General features: G+C 41.0%; 22 protein-coding genes, 2 pseudogenes and 2 other annotated features. Of the genes and pseudogenes, 14 read left to right on the top strand and 10 right to left on the bottom strand.

Going from position 1 to position 21793, the window contains the following annotated elements; all coding sequences use genetic code 11:
- The first annotated feature begins 219 nt into the window (after positions 1–219).
- Positions 220–630, top strand: a complete 411-nt coding sequence (locus R0K30_RS14125; protein ID WP_099727646.1) for a DUF6508 domain-containing protein — start codon at positions 220–222, stop codon at positions 628–630.
- Between the two features lie 111 nt (positions 631–741).
- Here R0K30_RS14125 and R0K30_RS14120 read toward each other — a convergent pair whose 3' ends face one another.
- Complete coding sequence (locus R0K30_RS14120; protein WP_099727645.1) at positions 742–1626, bottom strand: LysR family transcriptional regulator; 885 nt, start codon at positions 1624–1626, stop codon at positions 742–744.
- A 112-nt stretch (positions 1627–1738) separates the two neighbouring features.
- Here R0K30_RS14120 and R0K30_RS14115 point away from each other — a divergent pair, with 112 nt between their 5' ends.
- The 7 genes from R0K30_RS14115 to R0K30_RS14085 all read left to right on the top strand — a co-directional run bounded on the left by R0K30_RS14115 (position 1739) and on the right by R0K30_RS14085 (position 9114).
- Complete coding sequence (locus R0K30_RS14115) at positions 1739–2128, top strand: tautomerase family protein (RefSeq protein ID WP_099727644.1); 390 nt, start codon at positions 1739–1741, stop codon at positions 2126–2128.
- Positions 2129–2154: 26 nt separating this feature from the next.
- The gene (locus R0K30_RS14110) at positions 2155–2478 is read left to right on the top strand and encodes a carboxymuconolactone decarboxylase family protein (protein ID WP_099727643.1); all 324 of its coding nucleotides are present in this window, start codon (positions 2155–2157) and stop codon (positions 2476–2478) included.
- 172 nt (positions 2479–2650) lie between these two features.
- Positions 2651–3835 (top strand): DUF1835 domain-containing protein, encoded by a 1185-nt coding sequence (locus R0K30_RS14105; RefSeq protein WP_410611309.1) that lies wholly within the window; start codon positions 2651–2653, stop codon positions 3833–3835.
- Positions 3836–3909: 74 nt separating this feature from the next.
- Positions 3910–4134, top strand: a binding site (T-box leader).
- A 37-nt stretch (positions 4135–4171) separates the two neighbouring features.
- Positions 4172–4396: a binding site (T-box leader), on the top strand.
- Between the two features lie 51 nt (positions 4397–4447).
- The gene (thrS, locus tag R0K30_RS14100) at positions 4448–6376 is read left to right on the top strand and encodes a threonine--tRNA ligase (protein ID WP_410611307.1); all 1929 of its coding nucleotides are present in this window, start codon (positions 4448–4450) and stop codon (positions 6374–6376) included.
- Between the two features lie 192 nt (positions 6377–6568).
- Entirely contained in the window at positions 6569–7138 is a 570-nt protein-coding gene (locus tag R0K30_RS14095) for a hypothetical protein (protein ID WP_410611305.1), read from the top strand.
- Positions 7139–7170: 32 nt separating this feature from the next.
- Positions 7171–8451, top strand: coding sequence for a hypothetical protein (locus R0K30_RS14090; protein ID WP_410611303.1), 1281 nt, complete (start codon positions 7171–7173; stop codon positions 8449–8451).
- 381 nt (positions 8452–8832) lie between these two features.
- A complete protein-coding gene (locus R0K30_RS14085) occupies positions 8833–9114 on the top strand; it encodes a hypothetical protein (RefSeq protein ID WP_099727639.1) in 282 nt (93 codons plus the stop codon).
- Positions 9115–9255: 141 nt separating this feature from the next.
- Here R0K30_RS14085 and R0K30_RS14080 read toward each other — a convergent pair.
- From R0K30_RS14080 to R0K30_RS14060, 5 genes and pseudogenes are all read right to left on the bottom strand, one after another.
- Positions 9256–9397: pseudogene (locus R0K30_RS14080) on the bottom strand (transposase); the annotation flags it as partial.
- A gap of 94 nt (positions 9398–9491) precedes the next feature.
- Positions 9492–9794: a PTS sugar transporter subunit IIB gene (locus R0K30_RS14075; RefSeq protein WP_230031564.1), complete on the bottom strand. Its 303-nt coding sequence runs from the start codon at positions 9792–9794 to the stop codon at positions 9492–9494.
- Positions 9791–10123 carry a PTS sugar transporter subunit IIA gene (locus tag R0K30_RS14070; RefSeq protein ID WP_249705298.1) on the bottom strand — a complete coding sequence of 111 codons (333 nt, stop codon included), beginning with the start codon at positions 10121–10123 and terminating at the stop codon, positions 9791–9793. Before R0K30_RS14070 ends, R0K30_RS14075 begins: the two co-directional genes overlap by 4 nt.
- 21 nt (positions 10124–10144) lie before the next feature.
- Positions 10145–11428, bottom strand: coding sequence for a PTS cellobiose transporter subunit IIC (celB, locus tag R0K30_RS14065; protein ID WP_410611300.1), 1284 nt, complete (start codon positions 11426–11428; stop codon positions 10145–10147).
- A complete protein-coding gene (locus R0K30_RS14060) occupies positions 11415–12749 on the bottom strand; it encodes a 6-phospho-beta-glucosidase (protein ID WP_230031567.1) in 1335 nt (444 codons plus the stop codon). The genes celB and R0K30_RS14060 overlap by 14 nt, the downstream gene beginning before the upstream one ends.
- Before the next feature lie 163 nt (positions 12750–12912).
- Here R0K30_RS14060 and R0K30_RS14055 point away from each other — a divergent pair, with 163 nt between their 5' ends.
- The 4 genes from R0K30_RS14055 to R0K30_RS14040 all read left to right on the top strand — a co-directional run bounded on the left by R0K30_RS14055 (position 12913) and on the right by R0K30_RS14040 (position 18762).
- Complete coding sequence (locus R0K30_RS14055; protein WP_230031568.1) at positions 12913–13647, top strand: GntR family transcriptional regulator; 735 nt, start codon at positions 12913–12915, stop codon at positions 13645–13647.
- Positions 13644–14378 carry a chitin disaccharide deacetylase gene (gene chbG, locus R0K30_RS14050; RefSeq protein WP_410611297.1) on the top strand — a complete coding sequence of 245 codons (735 nt, stop codon included), beginning with the start codon at positions 13644–13646 and terminating at the stop codon, positions 14376–14378. The genes R0K30_RS14055 and chbG overlap by 4 nt, the downstream gene beginning before the upstream one ends.
- 493 nt (positions 14379–14871) lie before the next feature.
- Complete coding sequence (locus R0K30_RS14045; RefSeq protein ID WP_410611368.1) at positions 14872–16608, top strand: glycosyl hydrolase family 18 protein; 1737 nt, start codon at positions 14872–14874, stop codon at positions 16606–16608.
- A 105-nt stretch (positions 16609–16713) separates the two neighbouring features.
- Positions 16714–18762, top strand: a complete 2049-nt coding sequence (locus R0K30_RS14040; protein WP_410611366.1) for a glycosyl hydrolase family 18 protein — start codon at positions 16714–16716, stop codon at positions 18760–18762.
- Positions 18763–18855: 93 nt separating this feature from the next.
- Here R0K30_RS14040 and R0K30_RS14035 read toward each other — a convergent pair.
- The 4 genes and pseudogenes from R0K30_RS14035 to R0K30_RS14020 form a co-directional block, all read right to left on the bottom strand.
- A pseudogene (locus R0K30_RS14035) lies at positions 18856–19226 on the bottom strand (trypsin-like serine peptidase); the annotation flags it as partial.
- Positions 19227–19281: 55 nt separating this feature from the next.
- Positions 19282–19596: a DMT family transporter gene (locus R0K30_RS14030; RefSeq protein ID WP_099727630.1), complete on the bottom strand. Its 315-nt coding sequence runs from the start codon at positions 19594–19596 to the stop codon at positions 19282–19284.
- Between the two features lies 1 nt (position 19597).
- Positions 19598–19942 (bottom strand): DMT family transporter, encoded by a 345-nt coding sequence (locus R0K30_RS14025; RefSeq protein WP_099727629.1) that lies wholly within the window; start codon positions 19940–19942, stop codon positions 19598–19600.
- Positions 19943–20015: 73 nt separating this feature from the next.
- Positions 20016–20594, bottom strand: a complete 579-nt coding sequence (locus R0K30_RS14020; RefSeq protein ID WP_099727681.1) for a TetR/AcrR family transcriptional regulator — start codon at positions 20592–20594, stop codon at positions 20016–20018.
- A gap of 172 nt (positions 20595–20766) precedes the next feature.
- Between R0K30_RS14020 and R0K30_RS14015 the strand changes: the two genes are divergently transcribed.
- Together R0K30_RS14015 and R0K30_RS14010 are read left to right on the top strand one after the other, a co-directional pair.
- A complete protein-coding gene (locus R0K30_RS14015; protein WP_099727628.1) occupies positions 20767–21315 on the top strand; it encodes a VanZ family protein in 549 nt (182 codons plus the stop codon).
- Positions 21312–21776: a DUF6884 domain-containing protein gene (locus tag R0K30_RS14010; RefSeq protein ID WP_410611294.1), complete on the top strand. Its 465-nt coding sequence runs from the start codon at positions 21312–21314 to the stop codon at positions 21774–21776. Before R0K30_RS14015 ends, R0K30_RS14010 begins: the two co-directional genes overlap by 4 nt.
- Positions 21777–21793: the final 17 nt, after the last annotated feature.

Genomic DNA, 21793 nt, shown 5'->3' with positions numbered 1-21793 from the left:
GTCAGCACTATCAAATCATAGGGCTTTTACTGGTCATGGATTGACTACATTCGGGAGAGTTTTTTAACTGCTGCCTTCAAGATAATCACTAATTAAATGCTAGGCTGCTTTTTTCTCCATAACCTTTTATTTATTTTCATGGATCCAAACGGAATCCTTTATTATATGTAACTAATTGTTGGGCTTAAAAGCATTCAAAAAAAATATAGGAGGATAACGATGAGCCAATTCGAGATCCTGACAAAATACAAACCGATGCTTCAGGAGGATCGTATCGGAGAATGGGAAATCGATCAAGCAAATGATGGAACAGCTGAACACCCAATCCAGATGCCCTTTGTGAATGATTCTGAAACGGTCCGTCACTTTATCGAAGATGTCTATACCTTTGCAGAACAACATCAAGAGATGGAGCTTACTCGCTACAGAGAAATCCTCAAAGAAAATGGCATTGAAGGTGGAACGAACGATTTGGGGAATGTGGATGTTTCAGATTTAAATGCGCAGTGTGTACTGGCTCTCATCATGGGGGTTGTGATGGCTGAGTGGTTTTGCGATGGTGCCATCTTCAATTTCTTTAAAAGCGGAACCATATTAAAGTGCCTTGAAAGATTGGATTGTTTGGAGTGAGGGATGTGTACGTTTGATAAAAACTGAACATGAATGGATTGAAACAATGAAAAACCTAGATGATATGAAATCTAGGTTTTTTTGGAACATTTCTTCTGTTTCCGAACAAGGTCACGAGCATGTTAACTTCCCAGCTTTTTGACGAAATAGATCAAGCAAGAGCTGCTTGGTGTTTTTCAGAAATAGATGAGGTTCCTTATGAGATAAGATTCCTATAGGAATAAAAGGGTCCTCCATTTCGATTGGAACTTTCACAAACTCGTCTGACAATGGTGTAGAGGAAAGTACGACTCCGACGGAGGGGAATTCCTTTAGAAATGGCGGAATTGCTGAAATCTGGCTGATAGTATAAGTGAACGGCTCAATATTTATTCTTGAGAGTTCCTTTTGTAACTTCATGTGATATAAACAACTTTCCCCACCTATGATCAGTGGTTGTTGATAAAGATCCTTGATCAATGAAATCGTTCCAACTTGATCTGCCTGCTTTTTTGCGATAATAAAAGACATTTCCTCTTTGTACAATTCCTCAAACGGAAGTGGGTTCATCGCCGGTTCTCCTGCAATAGCAAAATCGATCTCCCCCTTGAGTAGCTGTTTGTGAAGGGAATCTGTATTACCGATGATAAAGTGGCATGTGATATTCGGTTTTTGCTTTCTGAAGGTTTGAAGGACTGAAGGAAGAATAGAGATAGCAATTGGTTCTATGACACCTATATTCAAGGTTCCGACTTCTTCTTTTTGGAGTTTTTGAGATTGATCTAATACAAAATTCCAGTGGAGAATCAGCTGATCAATCTCTTTGGCAAACAATTGCCCTGAAGGGGTTAATTCAGCCTCCCATCCTCTCACAAACAATTGAAACCCTAACTCCTTTTCTAATCGTTTGATTTGATTCGTTATCGTCGACTGTGCATAATTCAATTTTTGAGCGGCTTTTGAAAATGTCCCTTCTTGAATCACGGCTTGAAATGCTTTTAATTCTTTTAAGTCCATTCCTGATAATCTCCATTCGTTTTATGAATAATATTTTATATATTATTCAATTATACAAAACGAGTGTTGAGACGTAAAATGAAGTAAGACAGAAAGAGGAGTTGACATCCATATGCCATTTGTAAGAGTCAGTTATATTGAAACTGAGTACGATAAAGAAAGCTTAGCCTCAGTTAGCCAAACGATCATGAAGGCTCTGATGAAAGAATTTCATGTTCCTGAAAAAGACTACTTTCAGGTGTTCCATTCACATAAGAAAGAAGAATTTTATTATGACCCCAATTATCTTCTTCGTCATGATAGGGATCATCGTCTCTTATATATCCATATTACATGTGGTTCAGGAAGAACTTACGAACAGAAGCAGTCTTTATATAAGGAAATAGCTGACCAGTTATATAGCCAACTCCATATACCGAAAGAAAATGTATTCATTATGCTGGTTGAGACGGGCTTGGAGAATTGGTCCTTTGGAGAAGGACTTGCTCAAATGATCAAGTAACGAAATGAATGGAAGGGGAAATAGATATGCATCAACCAATTAAGTCAACTGTGAATTTAACCCTCGGAGATTTTGCTCCAGCATTTGTTGAGTACTCCGAAAAAGTTCTCTTTGGGGATTTGTGGCGAAGAGAGGAACTTTCGCTAAGAGATCGAAGTATGATTACAGTTTCAGCCTTAGTAAGTGCAGGCAGCCTAAATCAGCTGGAATACCATTTACATCTAGCCAAAGAAAATGGTGTAACGAAGAACGAATTGATTGAAGTCATCACACACCTTAGTTTTTATATCGGATGGCCTAAAGCAGCTTCAGCATTAGAAGCAGCTAAACACATGTTGGAGGAAAAATAAAACAATCAAATCAACGAGCCCTTATTTGAGTTAGGGCTTTTTTCTATGCGAATAAATTGGATTTTAAAATCTTCTATGTCATACTTTTGAATGAAATTGACTCAATAGAATTGACGTAAGAACCATGAATAGGTCAAGATGAAATAAACTGTAAGATAAATGGAGACGAATGATGATACATATCGTATTTGGGGCAGCACCTGCTGGTAGTTTAAAACAAGCATTAAGCGAAGTGAAGCAAGATCAGGCTGATGATATTATCGCCTTTGATGACATTTATTCGATTGGACCTCTTCTGCATTTGCATGAACATGAAGGACAGGAGAAGCGTAAAGAGTGGCTGCGTAAGGTGATATCAAATGAATTTGGACATATTGACGACATGGTCAACGATCAGCACAGAATGCTTCAGCAAATAAAAGATATAAAAGATGGCAGTCGTATACTCATCTGGACAGGCAGTAATGCACATGAGCAAATTGGTTTACGTTATGCCATCTATTTATTAAAAGAGAAAAGGATAGAATTGTCTTTAATCAATACAACGACTGCTTTTGACCAGCTGTTCAATACAAATACAAGAATAATGATCCTTCGACATGCCGGGGAGATCACATCTGAAAAATTTAAAATTTTGTACGAGAGTAAAGAGCATATTCACACAATGACAAAAGAAGAAAGAGAAAGATTACAAAACGAATGGCTTTCATTTGCTAAAGAAAATCATACGCTGCGGATATGGCAAAAAGGACAAACGATCAGCGTACCAGAAGATGAATTTGATGCTTATTTAGTGAAAATGGCTAAGCGAGTTCAGCAGTCCGAGTCAGAAGGGGAGTACATCAAAACTCCACGCTTAATTGGAGAAGTCATCGGTCATTTAGATCAGTATATCGGTGATGACTTTATTGAGTATCGTCTAAAGACATTAATTGATCAAGGTATTTTTGACATGATAGGAAAACGATCTTCAATGCGTTTTTATTCGATTAAGTTGACAGAATTCGGTCAGCACTTCAAAAAATGGGTGTGCTGTCGCGAGTTTGAGGATCACCCTTATGTGAAAATAGAAGGGACCTACGGTGGTGAACCTTTTCAATGTGGACACTGTCAATCCCATTTAGAAAGAGATGATGTACCTCTAAGCGATGCGCTCTTCTCGAAAATCTGGAATTGGGCCATACAGTATGGCCGCTGGTTTGATGAAGAGACAGAAGACTTGCTGCCAGATGGGGTAGAAATGGAAAAGAAGTTCAATCAAGAAGGAGAGCGCATGACGGAAGAAGTAAAACGTGCATTATCTCCTACGTATCAAGTCGAGTATAGCCCAAGTGAAATCACTCAACATTTTATTTAAAGAATGAATTTCAATCGCTCTGCACAAAATAAAGCTTTACATGATTAGTCATCATCATGTAAGATATGAAGAAATTAAAAGCGAAGAAAAGGACATGAGCAATTTGTACTGGTTACCAGAGAGGGAAGTCACGCTGAAATCTTCCTAACGCAGGAAAGTTGTCTTACCACCTTTGAGCTGTATTGGGGAAAATCGCAGTATCCAATACCGTCTACGCCACGTTACGGCACCAGAGCCATAAAGCGAATACGCATTATGGGAATTTGGGTGGAACCACGGATCACACATTCGTCCCTCTATGAGGGATGGGTGTGTTTTTTTGTTCACTCCTACATCATCATTGCTTTGAAAAGGACATGAGCAGCTTTTAACGGTTACCAGAGAGGGAAGTAAAGCTGAAATCTTCCTAACGCAGAAAAGTTGTCTTACCACCTTTGAGTTGTATTGGGGAAAATTGCAGTATCCAATACCGTCTTTGCCACGTTACGGCACCAGAGCCATAAAGCGAATATGCATTATGGGAATTTGGGTGGAACCACGGATTACACATTCGTCCCTCTATGAGGGATGGGTGTGTTTTTTTATTTCAAAAAAATGAAAGGTGTGTCAGTCATGAGAGAAAACATGGTGAAGATTCAATTTCCGGATGGAAAGGCGAAGGAGTTTTCCGCAGGTACGACTGTCGCAGAAATTGCCTCCTATATTAGTCCGAGTTTAAGAAAGAAAGCAGTGGCGGGAAAGGTAAATGATCAAACAGTTGATTTAAGTTATGAGCTAAACAGCGATGCAGTGCTGTCTATTTTGACACTCGATTCGGAAGAAGGGCTTGAAGTGTTACGTCATACATCTGCACACGTATTAGCCCAAGCCGTGAAAAGGTTGTATGATGATGTAACACTTGGGATCGGACCTGTCGTCGAAAATGGATTTTACTATGATATGAAACTAAATCGAACTTTACGTTTAGAAGATCTGGCAGCGATTGAAAAAGAGATGGAAAACATCATGAACGAAAATCATCTGATCCAAAGAATCGAAGTGTCTTACAAAGAAGCTGAAGCGTTGTTTGCGAATGACCCATATAAGCTGGATATTTTAAAAGGTCTCCCTAAACAAGAGACAATCACGGTTTATCAGCAAGGAGAATTTATAGATTTATGCCGTGGTCCTCATCTGCCATCTACAGGATATATGAAGGCATTTAAATTAACACGTGTTGCAGGGGCTTATTGGCGAGGGGATCGCAATCACGATGTATTGCAGCGGGTGTATGGTGTTGCGTTTCAACATTCAAAACATCTAGCTGATTATCTTCGTTTCATAGAAGAAGCAAACAAGCGAGATCACCGAAAATTAGGCAAACAATTATCTCTATTTATGTTCTCTGAAGAAGCTCCAGGTATGCCATTTTATTTATCAAAAGGGCAAATTGTCAGAAATGAATTAATGGCTTTTTCAAGAGAAGTGCGAGGTAAAGCACAATATGAAGAAGTGAGTACGCCATTTATGATGAACCAAGAACTTTGGGAACAGTCAGGCCATTGGGATCATTATCATGAAAATATGTATTTCTCAGAAGTAGACCATACAAGCTTTGCTTTAAAGCCGATGAACTGTCCAGGGCATATGCTCATGTTTAAAAACAACTTATATTCATACAGGGATCTTCCAATCAGGATGGCCGAATTTGGTCAGGTGCATCGTCATGAATATAGCGGTGCATTAAATGGATTGTTCAGGGTCAGGACATTTTGCCAAGATGATGCCCATATTTTTTTGAGAGAAGATCAAATTGAGTCTGAAATCAAACAGATTTTCCAATTAGTTGATCACGTATATCGAACTTTTGGATTTGAGTATTCAGTTGAACTTTCGACTCGTCCAGAAAAAGCATTAGGGGATGATGCAATTTGGCATCTATCTGAAACAGCCCTAAAGAATGTGCTTGACCAGCTAAAGGTCGGCTACCAGCTAAATGAAGGAGATGGGGCCTTTTATGGTCCAAAGATCGATTTTCATATTAAAGATGCACTAGAGCGGAGCCATCAGTGCGCCACAATTCAACTTGATTTCCAAATGCCTGAAAAATTTGACTTAACATATATCAATGAAAAAAACGAAAAGGTCCGGCCGGTTGTCATTCACAGTGCCATTTTTGGTTCTCTTGATCGTTTCCTTGGCATCTTAATCGAGCACTTTGCAGGAGCCTTTCCATTATGGCTAGCACCAGTACAAGTACAAATCATACCTGTCTCAAGCGTTCACCTCAATCACTGCTTGGAGGTTCAGCAGTACTTAAAAAGTGTAGGGATAAGAGTCACAATTGATGAACGGGATGAAAAACTCGGCTATAAAATGAGAGAAGCACAAATGCAAAAAACGCCTTATATCGCTGTGATTGGCGATAAAGAAATGCAAGAAAAAACGCTAAATATTAGGCGGCATGGAGAAAAGGCTTCAGAGCAGATGTCTATGGAGGATTTTAAAGGCTCGATAGCTCAACAAATAAAACAAAGAAAGATTGCTCAAGAATTAGTGTGATGTTTTTCACCATTGATAAGGAAGATCGAAGGGTTAAGCGTTCATTGAAATGATGGGCGTTTAACCCTTATTTTCATTTGTTAAAAAACCGAATAAACGGATGAAAGGGAAAATATTGAAACATTTACTCAATAAAATCGTAATATAGATAGAGCGCTCATCAGAAACATTTGAAACGGAGAGGAGCATTACATGGAACAAGCAACGCTAAAAAAAATGAGAATAAAACAAATCGCCGCCTCTAATTTAATAGCCGGCATCATGATCGTAATTTTTTTTATCTTGATTCAAATTTCTGAAATTCGATTTACACATTTCTTTTTTTGTTTAGGGATTTTAATGCTCCTTCAAAGCATTTTTGGTTTTATCAAAAAAGGATCGACGAAGTCTTTTATTCCACTTTTTGAACAGGTAGCCATTTATGAAAAGACGAAATTGGGGAAAGAGTGGGAAAAAGAACAGAGAACAGAAAATATTTGGAAATTGATATTGAGTGGGCTTATGTTCTTTCAGGCATTTAGCTTCCAAAATGTCACGAATCCATTCTTTGATATAGAACCTATATTTCTAATTTTTTTATTGGTTATTGCTCTAGCCCTTATCAATGTAAGCATGCTTTTTCGCTTTAGAAAAATTGACCGATCAACTGAAGAGCATGAATTAAAAGGGTATACAAAGGAAACAAACATGATGGCAATAGCTTTAGGTTTCTTGACAGTTATCGTTATATTTTTCTTTATCATCGTCTTTGTCCTTCCATAAGACTGATTACTTAACATTTTGAGGTGAAATAAATGAATGCAAACATTCAACAACTGATAGATCAGACAAGGATGAAATTTGGCTTAGCTCATTACCATTTAAAAAGACACGGTTTTTATCGATATGTCAACATGTTCAATGAAACCATTTATAAATTGAATATGGAGTGGTTTCCTCCTTATGAAACGGAACCTGAGGATGACGATTTAAACCCTGATGGCACAGCCGTGATTGAAGTGAATTTGAATACGGGACAGGTTGAGAGTGCGGTTTTTGTTATGGGCAAGACATATGCAAAGAAAGGGGTTCAGTTTGATAACGCCCATCCAAATGAAGTCATCAAATGGATTGAACAAGAAACAAATTTGATCTATGGAGAGCATTTTCACTTACATAAGGAGAAAGAAGGGGAACTTCTTTTCGAAGAAAAAATGGATGATGTACCAGTGACTCCTTCAGGCATGATAGAGGTGAAATGGGATGAACATGGACAACTCATTTACTTTATTCATCACGGGCCATTTCTAGCTAAAAAAATGTTGAGAGCTGAAAAATATTCGCTTTTCATTGAGATGATCGAGAGCTTAGCACAACAGCAAGTGCAAAGAGTAGAATGGCCTTCCTTTGAGCAGAATAAAATCCGACCTGTTTATGCGTTAGAAGAAGTGTATATTAAGAATGATGGAACAGGAACGATTCCGTTTGAAGATACGATTCAGGAACATCACTGTTTCAATATAAATAAATTCATAGAATGGGAGGACCCGATAAGTGAACCTTTTGTAGGAAAGGAATTGAATATTCAAGAAGATATCTCAGCTGATCAAGCCTTTTCATGTGAACCTTCACCAGATACAATGCCAATTTCAGAAGAAGAAAAAGATAAGTGTTTGAAAGCAGTTCAAATCTTTTTGCGGCAGGAATATCCTAACGACACCGGAAAATGGATCTTACTTTCTCTCCACCGTGATCATGGTTACATTCATGCAACAGTAAAAGCAAATACACAAGAGAAAAGCGTGCTTACAGGTAAAATCATGATATTCATTGATGCCTATACATTTGAAGCAGTCAATTACATAGATAGACAACAAATGTTCAAGATGTGTGGGATGTTGGATGAACTCCAATCTCCAGATAAAATCACCCTATCAAAGGAAGAAGCCTTTGAAAAATTGAGAGAGTACCTGGAGCTTACACCCATCTATGTCTTTGACTTTGCACAAAAACAATATGTTTTATGCGGAAAACTGGATTGTCATTATGGGGTAGATGCAGCCAGTGGTGAATTCATTCCATTACAGGACATTTGAAGTAATGAAGACAAGGCACTTTACGACTTTTTAAAGAACAGTGAGGAGCTGTTCTTTTTTCTGTCTATTTAACCTATTTTTTGAAGAAAAATGGAATTTTGTAGCAGGAAGTTGTCGTTTCATCACGAAAGAAAACAGATAAGAATATGATCATAGGTCCATCGTTTGGATTCGTGGTTGAGTTAATGAGAAGATATAGTAAACGTCATATATACTAAACAGTCGTGACAGTACAGTTGATCTACAATTGATCTCTAGAATAGAGAAATTGTGTCTCAAGTAGTATGCGAAAATACGTGTGCCGAGATCATATGATGAGTTGATTACGTTTATGTTTAGGTGAGTTTGAAGTCAAGATAGAAGAAAGTGAGGATATCTACCTTGAGTACATTGGAAGTGTTTCGTCAGTTTTTGGTTGACCATTATCCTGCGTTACAAGATGAGCTTTGGCTGAAAGATGTTGATACCCTTCGAACCTCTCCTATTCTTCATCCTTTTCTGAAAAGCAAGCTGCCAGAGGGGATCGAAAAATTCACTTGTGTGCTATTCACGCAGCAGACAGATCAAACAGCTGCCCCGCTCAAAGTATATCTTCTGTTAGATGAATATGAGCAGTTAATTTACGCCATTGATTTGATGAATGAACAGATCGTACTTCATTAAAAAGAAAGGGAGGAGAGCATCTCCTGCCTCAGCTTGTAGAGAAACCTATGTTTTTCTACAAGCTTTTTTGTTTTAATAATGTGTTTTTCATCTTTATGAAAGAAACAAAAAAAGGACTCCCACACCCCTGACCTAGCTTCGCTAGTGTGTGGCAATCTTCTTCATATTCTGGCAAGCGGCTGTGAGGAGAACTTGTTCTTCGTTCACATTTCGGTCCCCTCAATCGGCAGCAGCGAAGCCCATGCAGCTGTTTTGAATCTGCAAAGCAGCGCTCTATTTTTTTGTAGAGGATTTTTCCCGAGTCAGGATTTTGTCTACAAGCTGAAACAACCCGTTTTCAAAAGAAAATGGGTTGTTTTTAGTGTGAAGAGAAGGCTTTATTGTGTCAGTTTGATCGCTTGGTCCAGAACTTTTGCTCCGTTCATCATTCCATATGCCATTTGGTCAATGATATCGACCGGTGTCTGGTATTGTTCCGCTCGTTCTGCAATTTGTGTTTTTAAATAGCGGACTTGCGGTCCGATCAATATGACATCAATATCATTCATATGGCTTTGTAAATCCGCTTCAGCATAAGCGTTGATTTCAACGACTATTTTACGGCTTTCCGCTTCTTCTCTCATTTTTTTCATCAGCATGCTGGTCGACATGCCGGCAGAACATACAAGTGCTATCTTCATTTTGGTTTTCCACTCCTCAGCTCTTGATATAATTGAATCATTTCTTTTGCTACATCTTTTACAGTCATTGACGTCATCAAATGGTCTTGTGCATGGATTAACAATAGATTGGGTGAAAGGCCTTCACCTTGTGCTTCTTTTTGCAATAAGCGGGTTTGTGCCTGATGCGCTTGAAGCAGTTCCGCTTCTGCTTCTTGGATCTTTTGATTCCCTGAATCGTACTCGTTATTTTTCACATGCTGTAATGCTTCCATTGCAGATGAACGCGCATTTCCAGCATGCAAGATGATTTCAAAAGAGACCTGTTCTAAATGTAGTGTGTCCGCCATGATATTCCCCACCTTGTTTAGTTATTTTGTTGCCTGATGCAGAGAGGCTCGTTCTGCTGCTTTAATGAATGGCAGGTAAAGCAAGACAGCCAGCACCAAGTTGAAGATTTGCAGAAAGACTCCCCGGATTGATCCTCCGGTTACGAGATAACCGCTGACAATCGGCGGCGTCGTCCACGGAAGAATAGCTACAGTTTTCGGAACGAGTCCACAGGCTAAAGCGATGTACGACGTCACCGTTAAAACTAATGGAATCAATAAAAATGGAATGAACATAATCGGATTTAATACGATAGGAAGGCCGAACAGAATAGGTTCATTAATGTTAAAAAGGCCGGGTGCGAAGGATACCTTTCCGATTGTTTTGTAGTGCTTCGATTTCACGCCGATGAAAATAGCAGCGAGCAAAGCCAATGTTGTCCCCGATCCTCCCATAAACACATAAGAATCAAAAAAGGGCTTCGTCACGATATAAGGCACTTCAAACGCGCTCATTCCTTGCGAGAATAAATGCTGATTTTCCTGAATGAGCGGAAGATAGATGGATTCCATGATCGGTCCTAGAATATTTGTTCCGTGCAATCCGAAAAACCAAAGCAAATGATTCAAAAAAGTAAAAATCAAAGCTGATCCAATCGTGTTGGAAAGGCCTTGCAACGGTTCCTGGATCGAGCTGAAGACTAGCTCGTGGATGCTTTGACCGAAAAAATACACGATCAGAGTGTTAAATAATCCTGCTGCCGCCAATATCACAGCAGCCGGCAATAAAGCGTTCAAGGATTTTGTAACGCCATCAGGTACACCATCAGGCATTTTGATTTTAAGTTTCTCATTTTGAGAGAAGAGCCTAAATGCTTCCGTTGATAGCAAAGCCACGATTAATCCAACGAAAAGACCTTGAGCCCCCAGCCAAGTCATTGAAAAACCAAAGTCTTCTGTCGTCGGTGTAAGTACGGCAAATGCCCCGACCGCGATTAATGCGGCAGAAAGACCATCAGTCTTATAAGACTCTGCAAGCTTGAAACTGATAGCTGCAACGGCCAGCAGACTTAAAATAGCAAATGATCCATTCCATATAGCTCCGCCGGCAGCCGTCCATCCTTCTCCAAAAAGACTCGTCATGAAATCTTGAAATGCCGGTATAGGGAAATGATTGATCAGTATGGCAAGAGAGCCGATGATGATTAAAGGCATAATGGCAATGAATCCATCGCGTATGGCAATTAAGTGCCTTTGGGAGCCGATTCTTCCAGCGATCGGCATGATTTTAGATTCGATGAACGCCATGGTTTTATTTTGTTTCATATTGTACAGCCTCCTCAAAGAACTGGGGAAGATAACGTTTATGAGCCTCAAGCATTTCATTCATCACCGTTTGGGCTTTATGATCAGATGGAATTAGCGGATTCATGATCATAGCGGAATACAATATGTTGTCATCACCCGTGATCGCTGCTTCGATAACTAATTGTTCGAATTTTTTCATAGAGATCACTGCCCCGCTGATTGAATCTGGCAGTTTTCCGACTGTCAGCGGTATAGGGCCGCTTTTTGTGATGACACTGTTGACTTCAATCACTGCATCATGTGGAAGATCTGGTATGCTTCCTTTATTCAATGTGTTGACGGTCTGAATATCCATCGAATGATGATAAAGCGAGTTCATTAATGAACAGGCTGCTTCACTATAATAAGCCCCGCCGCGTTCTTCCAATTCTTTAGGCTTTTCATGGAGGTCTGCGTCTTTGTATTTTTCAAACAGCTGCTTTTCTACGTTCAAGACAGCTTCTGCGCGTGTCCCTTTGTTTTTGTATGCTTCGATATCTTTTGCAAGTACATCTTCATACTGATAATAATACTGATGATACGGATTCGGAAGCATGCGCAAAGAACGTAAAAATTGGCGATTCCAAGGCAGCATCGCAATATTGGAAGGAGAATAGTCTATGGTGTCATTCAATAGAAGACCTATTGCCTCTTCTGTGCGGTCAACCCCGTCAATCCACACCTTTTGTCCGAAGACAAAATGGTTAAGCCCTGCGAATTCAATCATGACACGGTTCACATTCACGTCAAAAATTTCTGCAATGCTGTTTTTCATGTTATAAGGGATATTGCAAACCCCGATGACTTTTTGATGGGATCCATGTTTCAATAAAGCTTCAGTCACGATGCCTGCTGGATTTGTAAAATTGATCAGCCACGCTTCTGGACAAATCTCGTTTATATCGCGAGCGATATCCAGCATGACGGGAATGGTCCGCAAAGCTTTAAAAATACCGCCGGCGCCATTTGTTTCTTGGCCGATAAGACCATGGCTGAGCGGGATTCTTTCATCCATCGCTCTGGCCTTCAATCCTCCGACTCTTATTTGAACCGTGACGAAATCCGCATGTTTCAGCGCTTTCGCACGATCTTTTGTATAGCTCAATTCAATCGGAACATCCGCATGTTTGATCATTCGCTTCGCGAGTTCTGAAGTGATGCGTACTTTTTCTTCCCCTTCCTCAATGTCGACGAGGACAATCTCTTTCACTGGAAAATGCTGATACCGTTTGATGATACCTTCAATGATTTCTGGTGTGTAGCTTGATCCCCCGCCTATAATGACTAACTTCAACGCCATAATCCCCCTCCTCAAATCTCTATTTTTGAAAGCGCTTTACACAATTGGAATTTAACATGTAGTAACAAATTTGTCCATACATATTTGTTATGATAAATTATTTTTTTTGAGAACTTTTTGTGCTATTCTATAGTTAATAATGTCACTCTAAAGGAGAAAATAAATGGCAAAGCAACCACAACTCCACAGTCGAATTAAACAAGATATTGTAGATAAAATAGAGAGCGGTTATTACCCGTCTGGCAGCCTGCTTCCGACGGAGTCCGAATTTTGCAAAATGTACGATGTCAGCCGAACAACGCTGCGGACTGCCTTGAACCATTTGCTTATGGAAGGAGCTATTTACCGCAAACAGGGGAAAGGGACATTTGTCGCCAAAGGAAAAGTAAAGCAGATCTTAAGTTCCAGCAATCTTCGCTATGCAGATCAATTAAAAGCGCAAGGTATTAAACCGAAAATCAAAGTTGTCGATTTGCAAAAATTAAAACCAGCCAAAAAGATCCAAAATTGCCTTGGGATTGATGATGAACAAATGGTCTATCAGGTGAAGCGGATTCGGTATGCGGATGAGGAAGAAATCCAGTTCGAAATGGCCTTTATCAGAGCCGATCTCGTGCCGGAGATAACGGAAGAAATGGCCAATATTTCTCTGTACCAGTGTATTAACAGTCAAGGAAATACGATTAAAAGAACCGAAGAGCAAATCAAAATCTTTATTTCGGATGAAGAAATTGCACAGCATTTGAATATCACACAAGGCACGCCCTGCTTCCAGATTGCAACACAAACATTTTTGGCGTCTGAAGAAGTCGTGGAGTTTTCTCTGGCTTATTTCCGCGGAGACCGCGTTGAATTCTTCATAGAACGCGACTATGAAGAAAGAGGGGATGAAGGATGAAAGCTTTGATCATAAACGCCGATGATTTTGGATTTTCACGGGGAGTCAACCTCGGCATCATTGATGCGTTCCAGCGAGGGGTGCTCACATCGACTACGCTCATGACCAATATGCTAGAAATGGAACATGCCGTCTTACTTGCAAGGGAAAATCATGAACTTGGGGTCGGCGTTCACTTAACATTGACAGCAGGACGTCCGCTTCTCAGCGGCCTGCAAACGGTTACGGAGGAAGATGGGAATTTTCGCAAGCTTTCATACTATCAAGGTTTTTTCGACATCGATCTTGATGAAGTGTATCAGGAATGGAGAGCACAGATAGAAAAAGCCCTCTCCTGCGGCTTGCATCCGACGCATATCGACAGCCATCATCATATCCATACATACGGAAATCTTCCCGAGGTGTTTGTGAAACTGGCAAAAGAGTATGATCTTCCCTGCAGAAAGGTGAACGATCATCATCCTTCCTTGTGGAAGAATGTGAGATCGAATGATGCCTTTGAGTTGAAAGTGGACAGATTGAAAGACTTATCATCCTTCCTTGATCTTCATCAAGACGCAGAAGTCATTGAAGTCATGTGCCATCCGGCTTATGTTGATAAATTACTGCTCGAAAAATCTTCATTCCATTATCCTCGGGTTTATGAGCTTTCATTACTGACTGATCCTTTGTTGAAAGCGGCTTTAATACAATGTTCGGATATTCGCCTTATTTCTTATGCCGGTCTTTAAATCTACAATTCTTGTAAAAATATGAAAAGGGCTCATGAGAACGTCAGCTTGCCGTTCTCCAAGTCTTGATGCTGGAAATGTCTCAGGCATTTTCAGCATTTAATGCAAAAATAGCATTGACAATTCAGAATATTCTAATTATCATGAATTTGTCATAACAAATTTTTTGTATCATCAAGTTTTTGCTTGAAGCTATTCTTGCCAAATAAGGTCTAGACATCCATACCTGTTATTCAAAATGCCATTCTAATGTTTACTCTCCACTCACATATACGGTTTGAAAAAGCATATGAAAACTAGAAATGTAAGCGTTTTCTCGTTGTTGTCTTCAGTGCCATCAGCTGCTATGTCATGACAAGGTGAATATAAACCTATTGAAAAGGGGGTGAACAAAATAGCGTTTCAGTGATGAACAGCCAAAAAAATTAATGAAAAGGGGATGAAAAAATTGTTTTTAAACAAAAAGTTTCTCGTTTTTTCTTTCATTTTTGTGATGCTTTTAAGTCTGTCCTTTTTTAATGGGGAAAGTGCAAAAGCCAGTTCTGACAAAAGTTATAAAATGATCGGCTACTATCCGTCCTGGGGCGCTTATGGAAGGGATTTTCAAGTATGGGATATGGATGCTTCTAAAGTCAGCCATATTAATTATGCATTTGCTGATATTTGCTGGGAGGGGCGGCATGGAAACCCTGATCCGACAGGCCCGAATTCCCAGACATGGTCTTGCCAGGATGAAAACGGAGTGATTGATGTTCCTAATGGATCAATCGTGATGGGGGACCCATGGATCGATGTGCAAAAGTCAAATCCCGGAGATACTTGGGATGAGCCAATTCGGGGCAACTTTAAACAACTATTGAAGCTGAAAAAGAACCATCCTCATTTGAAAACATTCATATCAGTTGGCGGTTGGACCTGGTCAAATCGCTTTTCAGATGTTGCGGCAGATCCTGCGGCCAGAGAGAATTTTGCTGCTTCAGCAGTAGATTTTTTAAGAAAATATGGGTTTGATGGAGTCGACCTTGACTGGGAATATCCGGTAAGCGGAGGGCTGCCGGGAAACAGCACCCGTCCGGAGGATCAGAGAAACTACACGCTACTCTTGCAGGATGTGCGCGAAAAGCTTGACGCCGCAGAAGCGAAGGATGGCAAGAAATACTTGCTGACAATCGCCTCCGGTGCCAGCCCTGAATATGTAAGCAACACTGAATTAGATAAAATTGCTGAAACCGTTGATTGGATTAACATTATGACCTATGACTTTAATGGCGGATGGCAAAGTATAAGCGCCCATAACGCCCCATTATTCTATGATCCAAAAGCGAAAGAAGCCGGCGTTCCAAACGCTGAGACATTTAACATTGAAAGCACCGTGAAGCGCTACAAGGAAGCCGGTGTCAAAGCGGACAAATTAGTGCTTGGCACACCGTTCTATGGCAGAGGCTGGAGCGATTGTGAATCTGCAGACAATGGAGAATATCAAAAATGCGGACCGGCTAAAGAAGGGACGTGGGAAAAGGGGGTATTTGATTTTTCAGATCTTGAAAAGAACTACATCAATAAAAACGGCTATAAAAGATATTGGAATGATCGAGCAAAAGTGCCGTTTTTGTATAATGCGGAAAATGGAAACTTCATTACCTACGATGATGAAGAATCATATGGATACAAAACCGATTTTATTCAATCAAACGGATTAAGCGGGGCTATGTTTTGGGATTTCAGCGGTGATTCAAATCAGACTTTGCTCAACAAATTAGCAGCCGATTTAGGGTTCGCTCCAGGTGGGAGTAATCCAGAACCGCCTTCATCTGCACCGGATAATTTGCGTGTGACCGAAAAAACCGCAACCAGTATCAGTCTGGCGTGGGATGCACCGAGCGACGGAGCAAACATCTCAGAGTATGTGCTGTCATACGAAGGCGGGTCCGTATCGGTCAAGGAAACATCGGCGACAATCGGGAAATTAAAGCCGAATACGACATACTCATTTACAGTATCGGCAAAGGATGCGGACGGAAAACTCCATACCGGGCCAACGATAGAAGCAGCAACAAACTCTGATCAAACATGTGGGTATAAAGAATGGAAAGATACAGTCGTCTACACAGGCGGAGACCGAGTTGTCTTTAACGGCAAAGTGTATGAAGCGAAATGGTGGACGAAAGGAGAGCAGCCGGATCAGGCTGGTGAGTCGGGTGTATGGAAATTAATCGGTGATTGCAAATAATCAGTTTAATAGAAAACGATAAAGAGAGAGTGGGCTCCCCATCTCTCTTTATGAGAAAGGAGGATGAATGAAGTGAAAAGAACCGCTTTATTTACTTTGTCATCGATGCTGCTCCTGTCACTTTTGACCCCGTTCCAGAACATTTCCGCAGAGTCTCCAAGCAAAAAACAGACTTGCCGTCCAGAAGGGTTATGGGATTCGGGTGTTGCCAACATTCCATATTGTGATGTGTACGATCTGGAGGGGCGCGAAAAGCTGGCCAATAATTTAGACCGCAGAATGATCGGCTATTTTACGGGCTGGCGTACGGGAAAAGGCAATCAAGATCGTTATTTAGTAAACGATATCCCATGGAAGTACTTAAGCCACATTAATTATGCATTTGCTCATATCGGGGAGGATCATCGGGTTTCAATCGGGAGCGAGACGGATGCGAACAACCCGTCCCTAGGGATGACCTGGCCGGAGTATCCGGATGTAAAGATGGATCAAACATTGACGTATAAAGGCCATTTTAACCTTCTTCACCAGTTTAAAAAGAAATACCCCGATGTCAAAGTGTTGGCAGCAGTCGGCGGCTGGGCTGAAACCGGCGGTTATGTCGATAAGGATGGGAACCGAATACCAAGCGGAGGCTTTTACTCTATGACAACGAATGGTGATGGATCTGTGAACCACAAGGCAATCAGCACCTTTGCTGAATCTGTCGTAGCGTTTCTCAGAAAATATGAATTGGATGGAATTGATATTGACTACGAATATCCCACAACCATGCAAGATGCCGGCAATCCGTTAGATTGGAGCATTTCCAACCCGAGACGCAAGGGATTAAATCAAAGCTTCGATGTATTGATGAAAACATTAAGAGAAAAACTTGATCAAGCATCTGCTGAAGATGAACAATATTACATGCTCACCATTGCGGCGCCATCATCAGCCTATTTGCTGAGGGGCATGGAAACCTTTAAACCGCTCCGTTATGTCGATTATGTCAACATCATGTCCTATGATCTCCATGGAGCCTGGAATGAGTTTGTCGGTCCTAACGCTTCCTTATATGATAACGGCGAGGATGCGGAGTTAAAGCAGTCCAACATTTACAGCACGCCGCAATATGGGGGGATCGGATATTTAAATACAGACTGGGCTTACCATTATTTTAGGGGAGCGATGGAGGCAGGCAGAATCAATATCGGCGTTCCTTACTATACGAGAGGCTGGAAAAATGTGAGCGGAGGAGTAAACGGTTTGTGGGGAAGCGCTAAAAGTTCAAATTGTCCTCAAGGCCTTACCAAATGCGGCGACGGGGCAGTCGGGATCGATAATATTTGGCATGATCAAGATGAGCAGGGAAATGAACTGGGAGCAGGAGCAAATCCGATGTGGCATGCCAAAAATCTCGAAAAAGGCATTGCCGGTTCTTATCTAGAAAGGTATGGACTAAGCAAAGCCGATTTAAAAGGTGCTTACACTAGATATTATGACGCAGTGCTTGCGGCACCTTGGCTATGGAATGACGAAAAGAAAGTATTTCTATCTACTGAAGACGAGGAATCAATAGAAACAAAGGCCGATTATGTCATTGAAAAAGGAATCGGTGGTGTGATGTTTTGGGACTTAAGCGGTGACTATGACTGGTATCCCGACAGAAATGACAACAATGGAGAGTACGGTATCGGCAGGACATTAACGAGAACCTTATATCATAAATTTGCGGACGCGACACCATACGATAATCGGCTCAGCACGTCACCTTTACCTCGCGAATCACTAGATATCAATATAGAGTTTACCGATTATCCGTTAGGAGATCAAAATTACCCGATCCATCCGAAAATGAGGCTGACGAATAACAGTGATGTCACCATAACAGGAGGATCTGTGATTGAATTTGATGTGCCTACCTCTACTTCACCCCTATTTGGAAGCTGGAGCGGTGACCAGGTTGAAGTCATTTCTAAAGGGCATACAGGCCCTAACATTGGCGGGCTGACAGGAGATTTCCACCGCATCGGTGTGACCCTATCAAATTGGAAGTCAATTAAACCAGGTGAGACAGAGGAGTTTCAGCTTGTCTATTACTTGCCTATCAGCGGACCATCTCATTTCACCATCACCATTGATGGTGAAAAGTACAGTTTGAAAGGCCAGTGAGGGCGAGTTCTATTCCCGCAAGCACAGCTGTAGCAAAAAACGAAGACCAGCCCGTTCTCGAGGGAAGCGGGCTGTCTTCATGTCCTTATTGTTTTATTGTGCGCTGTCTTTCAGTTTGTGAAATGAAAAGACTTCTTTTGTGATGGGGGTGCCTCTATTGTATGAAGAACCTCCGTATACTCCATTCGTATGAACCGCAAGAGAGCATGGCCGCTGCAATTTATCTGTGAACTGCTTTGTTCAAATACAGGTGAACCGCTTTGTCCTCCGTAAGTGTCCATCGCATATTGCAGTTTGTAAGTTTCTGATACGGCGATCGATCCCGAATGCTGCCACTGTGTGCCCGATGGTGTGTCACCTGGATATCCACTGACGGTCAAGCTTGTCCCAACGAGGGATGAAGTGGTGTATGATTATCTAAAGTAACCGGCGGTGTTGCCAATTGGCTCACTGTGTTCGAGGCTCAATTTTCTCGGCAGCCTGAGGCAGAAAGAGCATCTCCTGCCTGTTTGTTTGGAATCACGCAAACAACTTCAGCCCAACAACACCAATCACAATCAGCAGCAGGCTGAGCATGCGAATTATGTTTTTCGGCTCTTTAAATAGAATCATATTAAACAAGACAGAGCCCGCAGTTCCAAGTCCAATCCAGACCGTATAAGCGACGGATACTTGAACGGAAGAGAACGACGCGTATAAAAACAAAAAGGATAAGGCAAAACCGCCGACAAATAGGATGCCTGTCGTGATTTGTTTTTTCTTACTAAACATATTCAAGCCAATGGTTCCGCCGATTTCAAAGGCAGAGGCTAATAACACAAAAAACCAGCCCATATTATACCGCTTCTCCTTTCTGCTCATGTGTCTCTCCATCAGACACTTTTAGTCCAATAATGCCAAGGACCAATATTCCCATAAATAATAGCTTCTCGAATGAAAACGAACCGCCGAACAGCGCATAATCCATTATAGACGTACCGATTGTTCCAACTCCGGCAAATACGGCGTATACCGTTCCAGTCGGCAGCTTCTCACAGGCTTTCATTAAAAAATAAAAATCAATTGGGATGAGGCAGATAATGACCGCCCATTCCCATACAGCATCTGCTTTATTTAAACCAAACACCCAAAGTAATTCGAATAAACAGGTGAGGGCGACATACATCCAGCTTTTCTTCATGATATTTCCTCCTAAAACTGACGATTCGTCATTTTATAGCCAAAAAAGAGCGTACAGCAAGTGCTGTACTATGTTAAGGTGTCTCTATGCCAAGTGCGTAAAGGAGAAATTGCTTGACCTCTCGTTTTTGAATCAGAACCTCTTCTGTATCTGTTTCTGTAAATAAATACATTTGCTCAGCTGACGATTCAAGTAAACCGATAATGAACTTCGCCGCGTAATGACAATTTAAATTGGCACGGACTCTTTTGTCCTGCTTTGCTTTTTCTAAAAAAGCAGCGACCCATTTGTAAATCGGCTCATAAATATCTTCCCATTCCTTTAAATGCTCAGTGGCAGCTAAACCTGAATAGGTCAGGGCAAGGACATCACGGTATTGTCTTGTAAAAGAAAATATAAATTCAACAAGCGCATCTGCTTGATCGAGTACATCCGCATGCTGAGTTAATTCCTTTTCAATTGCAGGAACCATCTCCGAGATCAGATGCTCTGCGATAGCAGGCATGACAGACAGCTTTGAAGGGAAATATAAATAATACGTTCCTTGCGCCACCCCTGCTGCTTTCACAATATCCGAAATGGTCGTCTTTTCAATTCCTTTTTCTTTGAACGCGTCAATGGCAGCAAGCATAATCTTTTCTCGTTTTGACATATCATCACCGACCTTAAATGACTGAATGTCAGTCAGTTTAGCGGAAAACTGACAATTTGTCAATATGATATTTCCTTCATTGATTGAGAGAATAAGTGATGAATAGATGCGGGCAGGTCTGAATAAGCTGTAATATGGTCAAGCATTATGTGAGAAAGGGGCAGCTCTCCGTATGACATCGAGCGCTATGTTTTCAATGGCTTATTTCCTCCTGCTCGTCCCGCTATATATACATATGAGATACAGACAGGCAAAAAGGCACAAACGCTTTATCTATTTGCGAACAGAAATGGTCCTTGCCTGTCTGTTTGTTTATACGAATGTTTTATTATATTTGACGGTCTTTCCGAATCGTTTCTCTGCACCAAGGGATCAGGTGAGTGTCAATCTCATTCCTTTACAATCTATTTATCAAAATCTTCACGCCTACCATCACGGTTATCCAAATCTCGTCTTTTTGAATTTGGCAGGGAACATTTTATTATTTGTGCCACTCGGTTTTTTTCTTTATCAAGCCTTTCGGACAATGCGCTGGCAAAAGGCGATTTTAGCCGGCTTGATCTTGTCAGCAATGATCGAAGTGCTTCAATGGATGTTCTCGCAATCTGGTATGATTACAAGAAGCAGCGATATTGATGATATCCTCTTAAATACACTTGGCACAGCGCTAGGCTGCACCTTGTATCAGATGTATCGACGAAGGAAGGAGAAAATCAGGTGAAGCGAGTTTGTATCATTCCATGTGGCGCTAAGAAAATATGGGACGTGAATCCAGAGGCAGGAAGCCAGCCGGCGAACCTTGTATACTTAAGCCCGCTGCATCAGCGTACGAAAAGCTACGCTCAAACATTTTTTGCAGACTGGCTGATTTTATCAGCAAAGCACGGATTCTTAAAGGCAGATGATTTCGTTGATGAAAATTACGATGTGGCATTTGGCACGCCGCATGCTGAACAGGTGACACGAGAAGAACTGAGTCATCAATTTCATGAGAAAAATCTGTCCGCCTATGATGAGTTTGTGATACTAGGTGGAAAGAAATATCGAAAAGTGATCGACCCTTTATTACATCCTCATCAAAAAGCGAATTATCCGCTGGCTCCATATAAAGGAATTGGTTATATGCTTCAGGCGTTAAAGAGAGCCGTTGAGACAAAAATAGAACTTCCGCCGCATATTTAACTCATTCACATCTCCCA

This window comes from Bacillus sp. SIMBA_154, assembly GCF_046536015.1.
Classification (GTDB): Bacteria; Bacillota; Bacilli; order Bacillales; family Bacillaceae; genus Bacillus; species Bacillus pumilus_P.
Note: the sequence above shows the minus strand (reverse complement) of the source record. Positions and strands in the feature narration are given on the sequence as shown.

Bases quoted from the DNA above. Each gene is read 5' to 3' on its own strand.
- R0K30_RS14125 (WP_099727646.1), top strand. From the start codon at position 220: ATGAGCCAATTCGAGATCCTGACAAAATACAAACCGATGCTTCAGGAG.
- R0K30_RS14120 (WP_099727645.1), bottom strand. From the start codon at position 1,626: ATGGACTTAAAAGAATTAAAAGCATTTCAAGCCGTGATTCAAGAAGGG.
- R0K30_RS14115 (WP_099727644.1), top strand. From the start codon at position 1,739: ATGCCATTTGTAAGAGTCAGTTATATTGAAACTGAGTACGATAAAGAA.
- R0K30_RS14110 (WP_099727643.1), top strand. From the start codon at position 2,155: ATGCATCAACCAATTAAGTCAACTGTGAATTTAACCCTCGGAGATTTT.
- R0K30_RS14105 (WP_410611309.1), top strand. From the start codon at position 2,651: ATGATACATATCGTATTTGGGGCAGCACCTGCTGGTAGTTTAAAACAA.
- thrS (WP_410611307.1), top strand. From the start codon at position 4,448: ATGAGAGAAAACATGGTGAAGATTCAATTTCCGGATGGAAAGGCGAAG.
- R0K30_RS14095 (WP_410611305.1), top strand. From the start codon at position 6,569: ATGGAACAAGCAACGCTAAAAAAAATGAGAATAAAACAAATCGCCGCC.
- R0K30_RS14090 (WP_410611303.1), top strand. From the start codon at position 7,171: ATGAATGCAAACATTCAACAACTGATAGATCAGACAAGGATGAAATTT.
- R0K30_RS14075 (WP_230031564.1), bottom strand. From the start codon at position 9,794: ATGAAGATAGCACTTGTATGTTCTGCCGGCATGTCGACCAGCATGCTG.
- R0K30_RS14070 (WP_249705298.1), bottom strand. From the start codon at position 10,123: ATGGCGGACACACTACATTTAGAACAGGTCTCTTTTGAAATCATCTTG.
- celB (WP_410611300.1), bottom strand. From the start codon at position 11,428: ATGAAACAAAATAAAACCATGGCGTTCATCGAATCTAAAATCATGCCG.
- R0K30_RS14060 (WP_230031567.1), bottom strand. From the start codon at position 12,749: ATGGCGTTGAAGTTAGTCATTATAGGCGGGGGATCAAGCTACACACCA.
- R0K30_RS14055 (WP_230031568.1), top strand. From the start codon at position 12,913: ATGGCAAAGCAACCACAACTCCACAGTCGAATTAAACAAGATATTGTA.
- chbG (WP_410611297.1), top strand. From the start codon at position 13,644: ATGAAAGCTTTGATCATAAACGCCGATGATTTTGGATTTTCACGGGGA.
- R0K30_RS14045 (WP_410611368.1), top strand. From the start codon at position 14,872: ATGCTTTTAAGTCTGTCCTTTTTTAATGGGGAAAGTGCAAAAGCCAGT.
- R0K30_RS14040 (WP_410611366.1), top strand. From the start codon at position 16,714: ATGCTGCTCCTGTCACTTTTGACCCCGTTCCAGAACATTTCCGCAGAG.
- R0K30_RS14030 (WP_099727630.1), bottom strand. From the start codon at position 19,596: ATGGGCTGGTTTTTTGTGTTATTAGCCTCTGCCTTTGAAATCGGCGGA.
- R0K30_RS14025 (WP_099727629.1), bottom strand. From the start codon at position 19,942: ATGAAGAAAAGCTGGATGTATGTCGCCCTCACCTGTTTATTCGAATTA.
- R0K30_RS14020 (WP_099727681.1), bottom strand. From the start codon at position 20,594: ATGTCAAAACGAGAAAAGATTATGCTTGCTGCCATTGACGCGTTCAAA.
- R0K30_RS14015 (WP_099727628.1), top strand. From the start codon at position 20,767: ATGACATCGAGCGCTATGTTTTCAATGGCTTATTTCCTCCTGCTCGTC.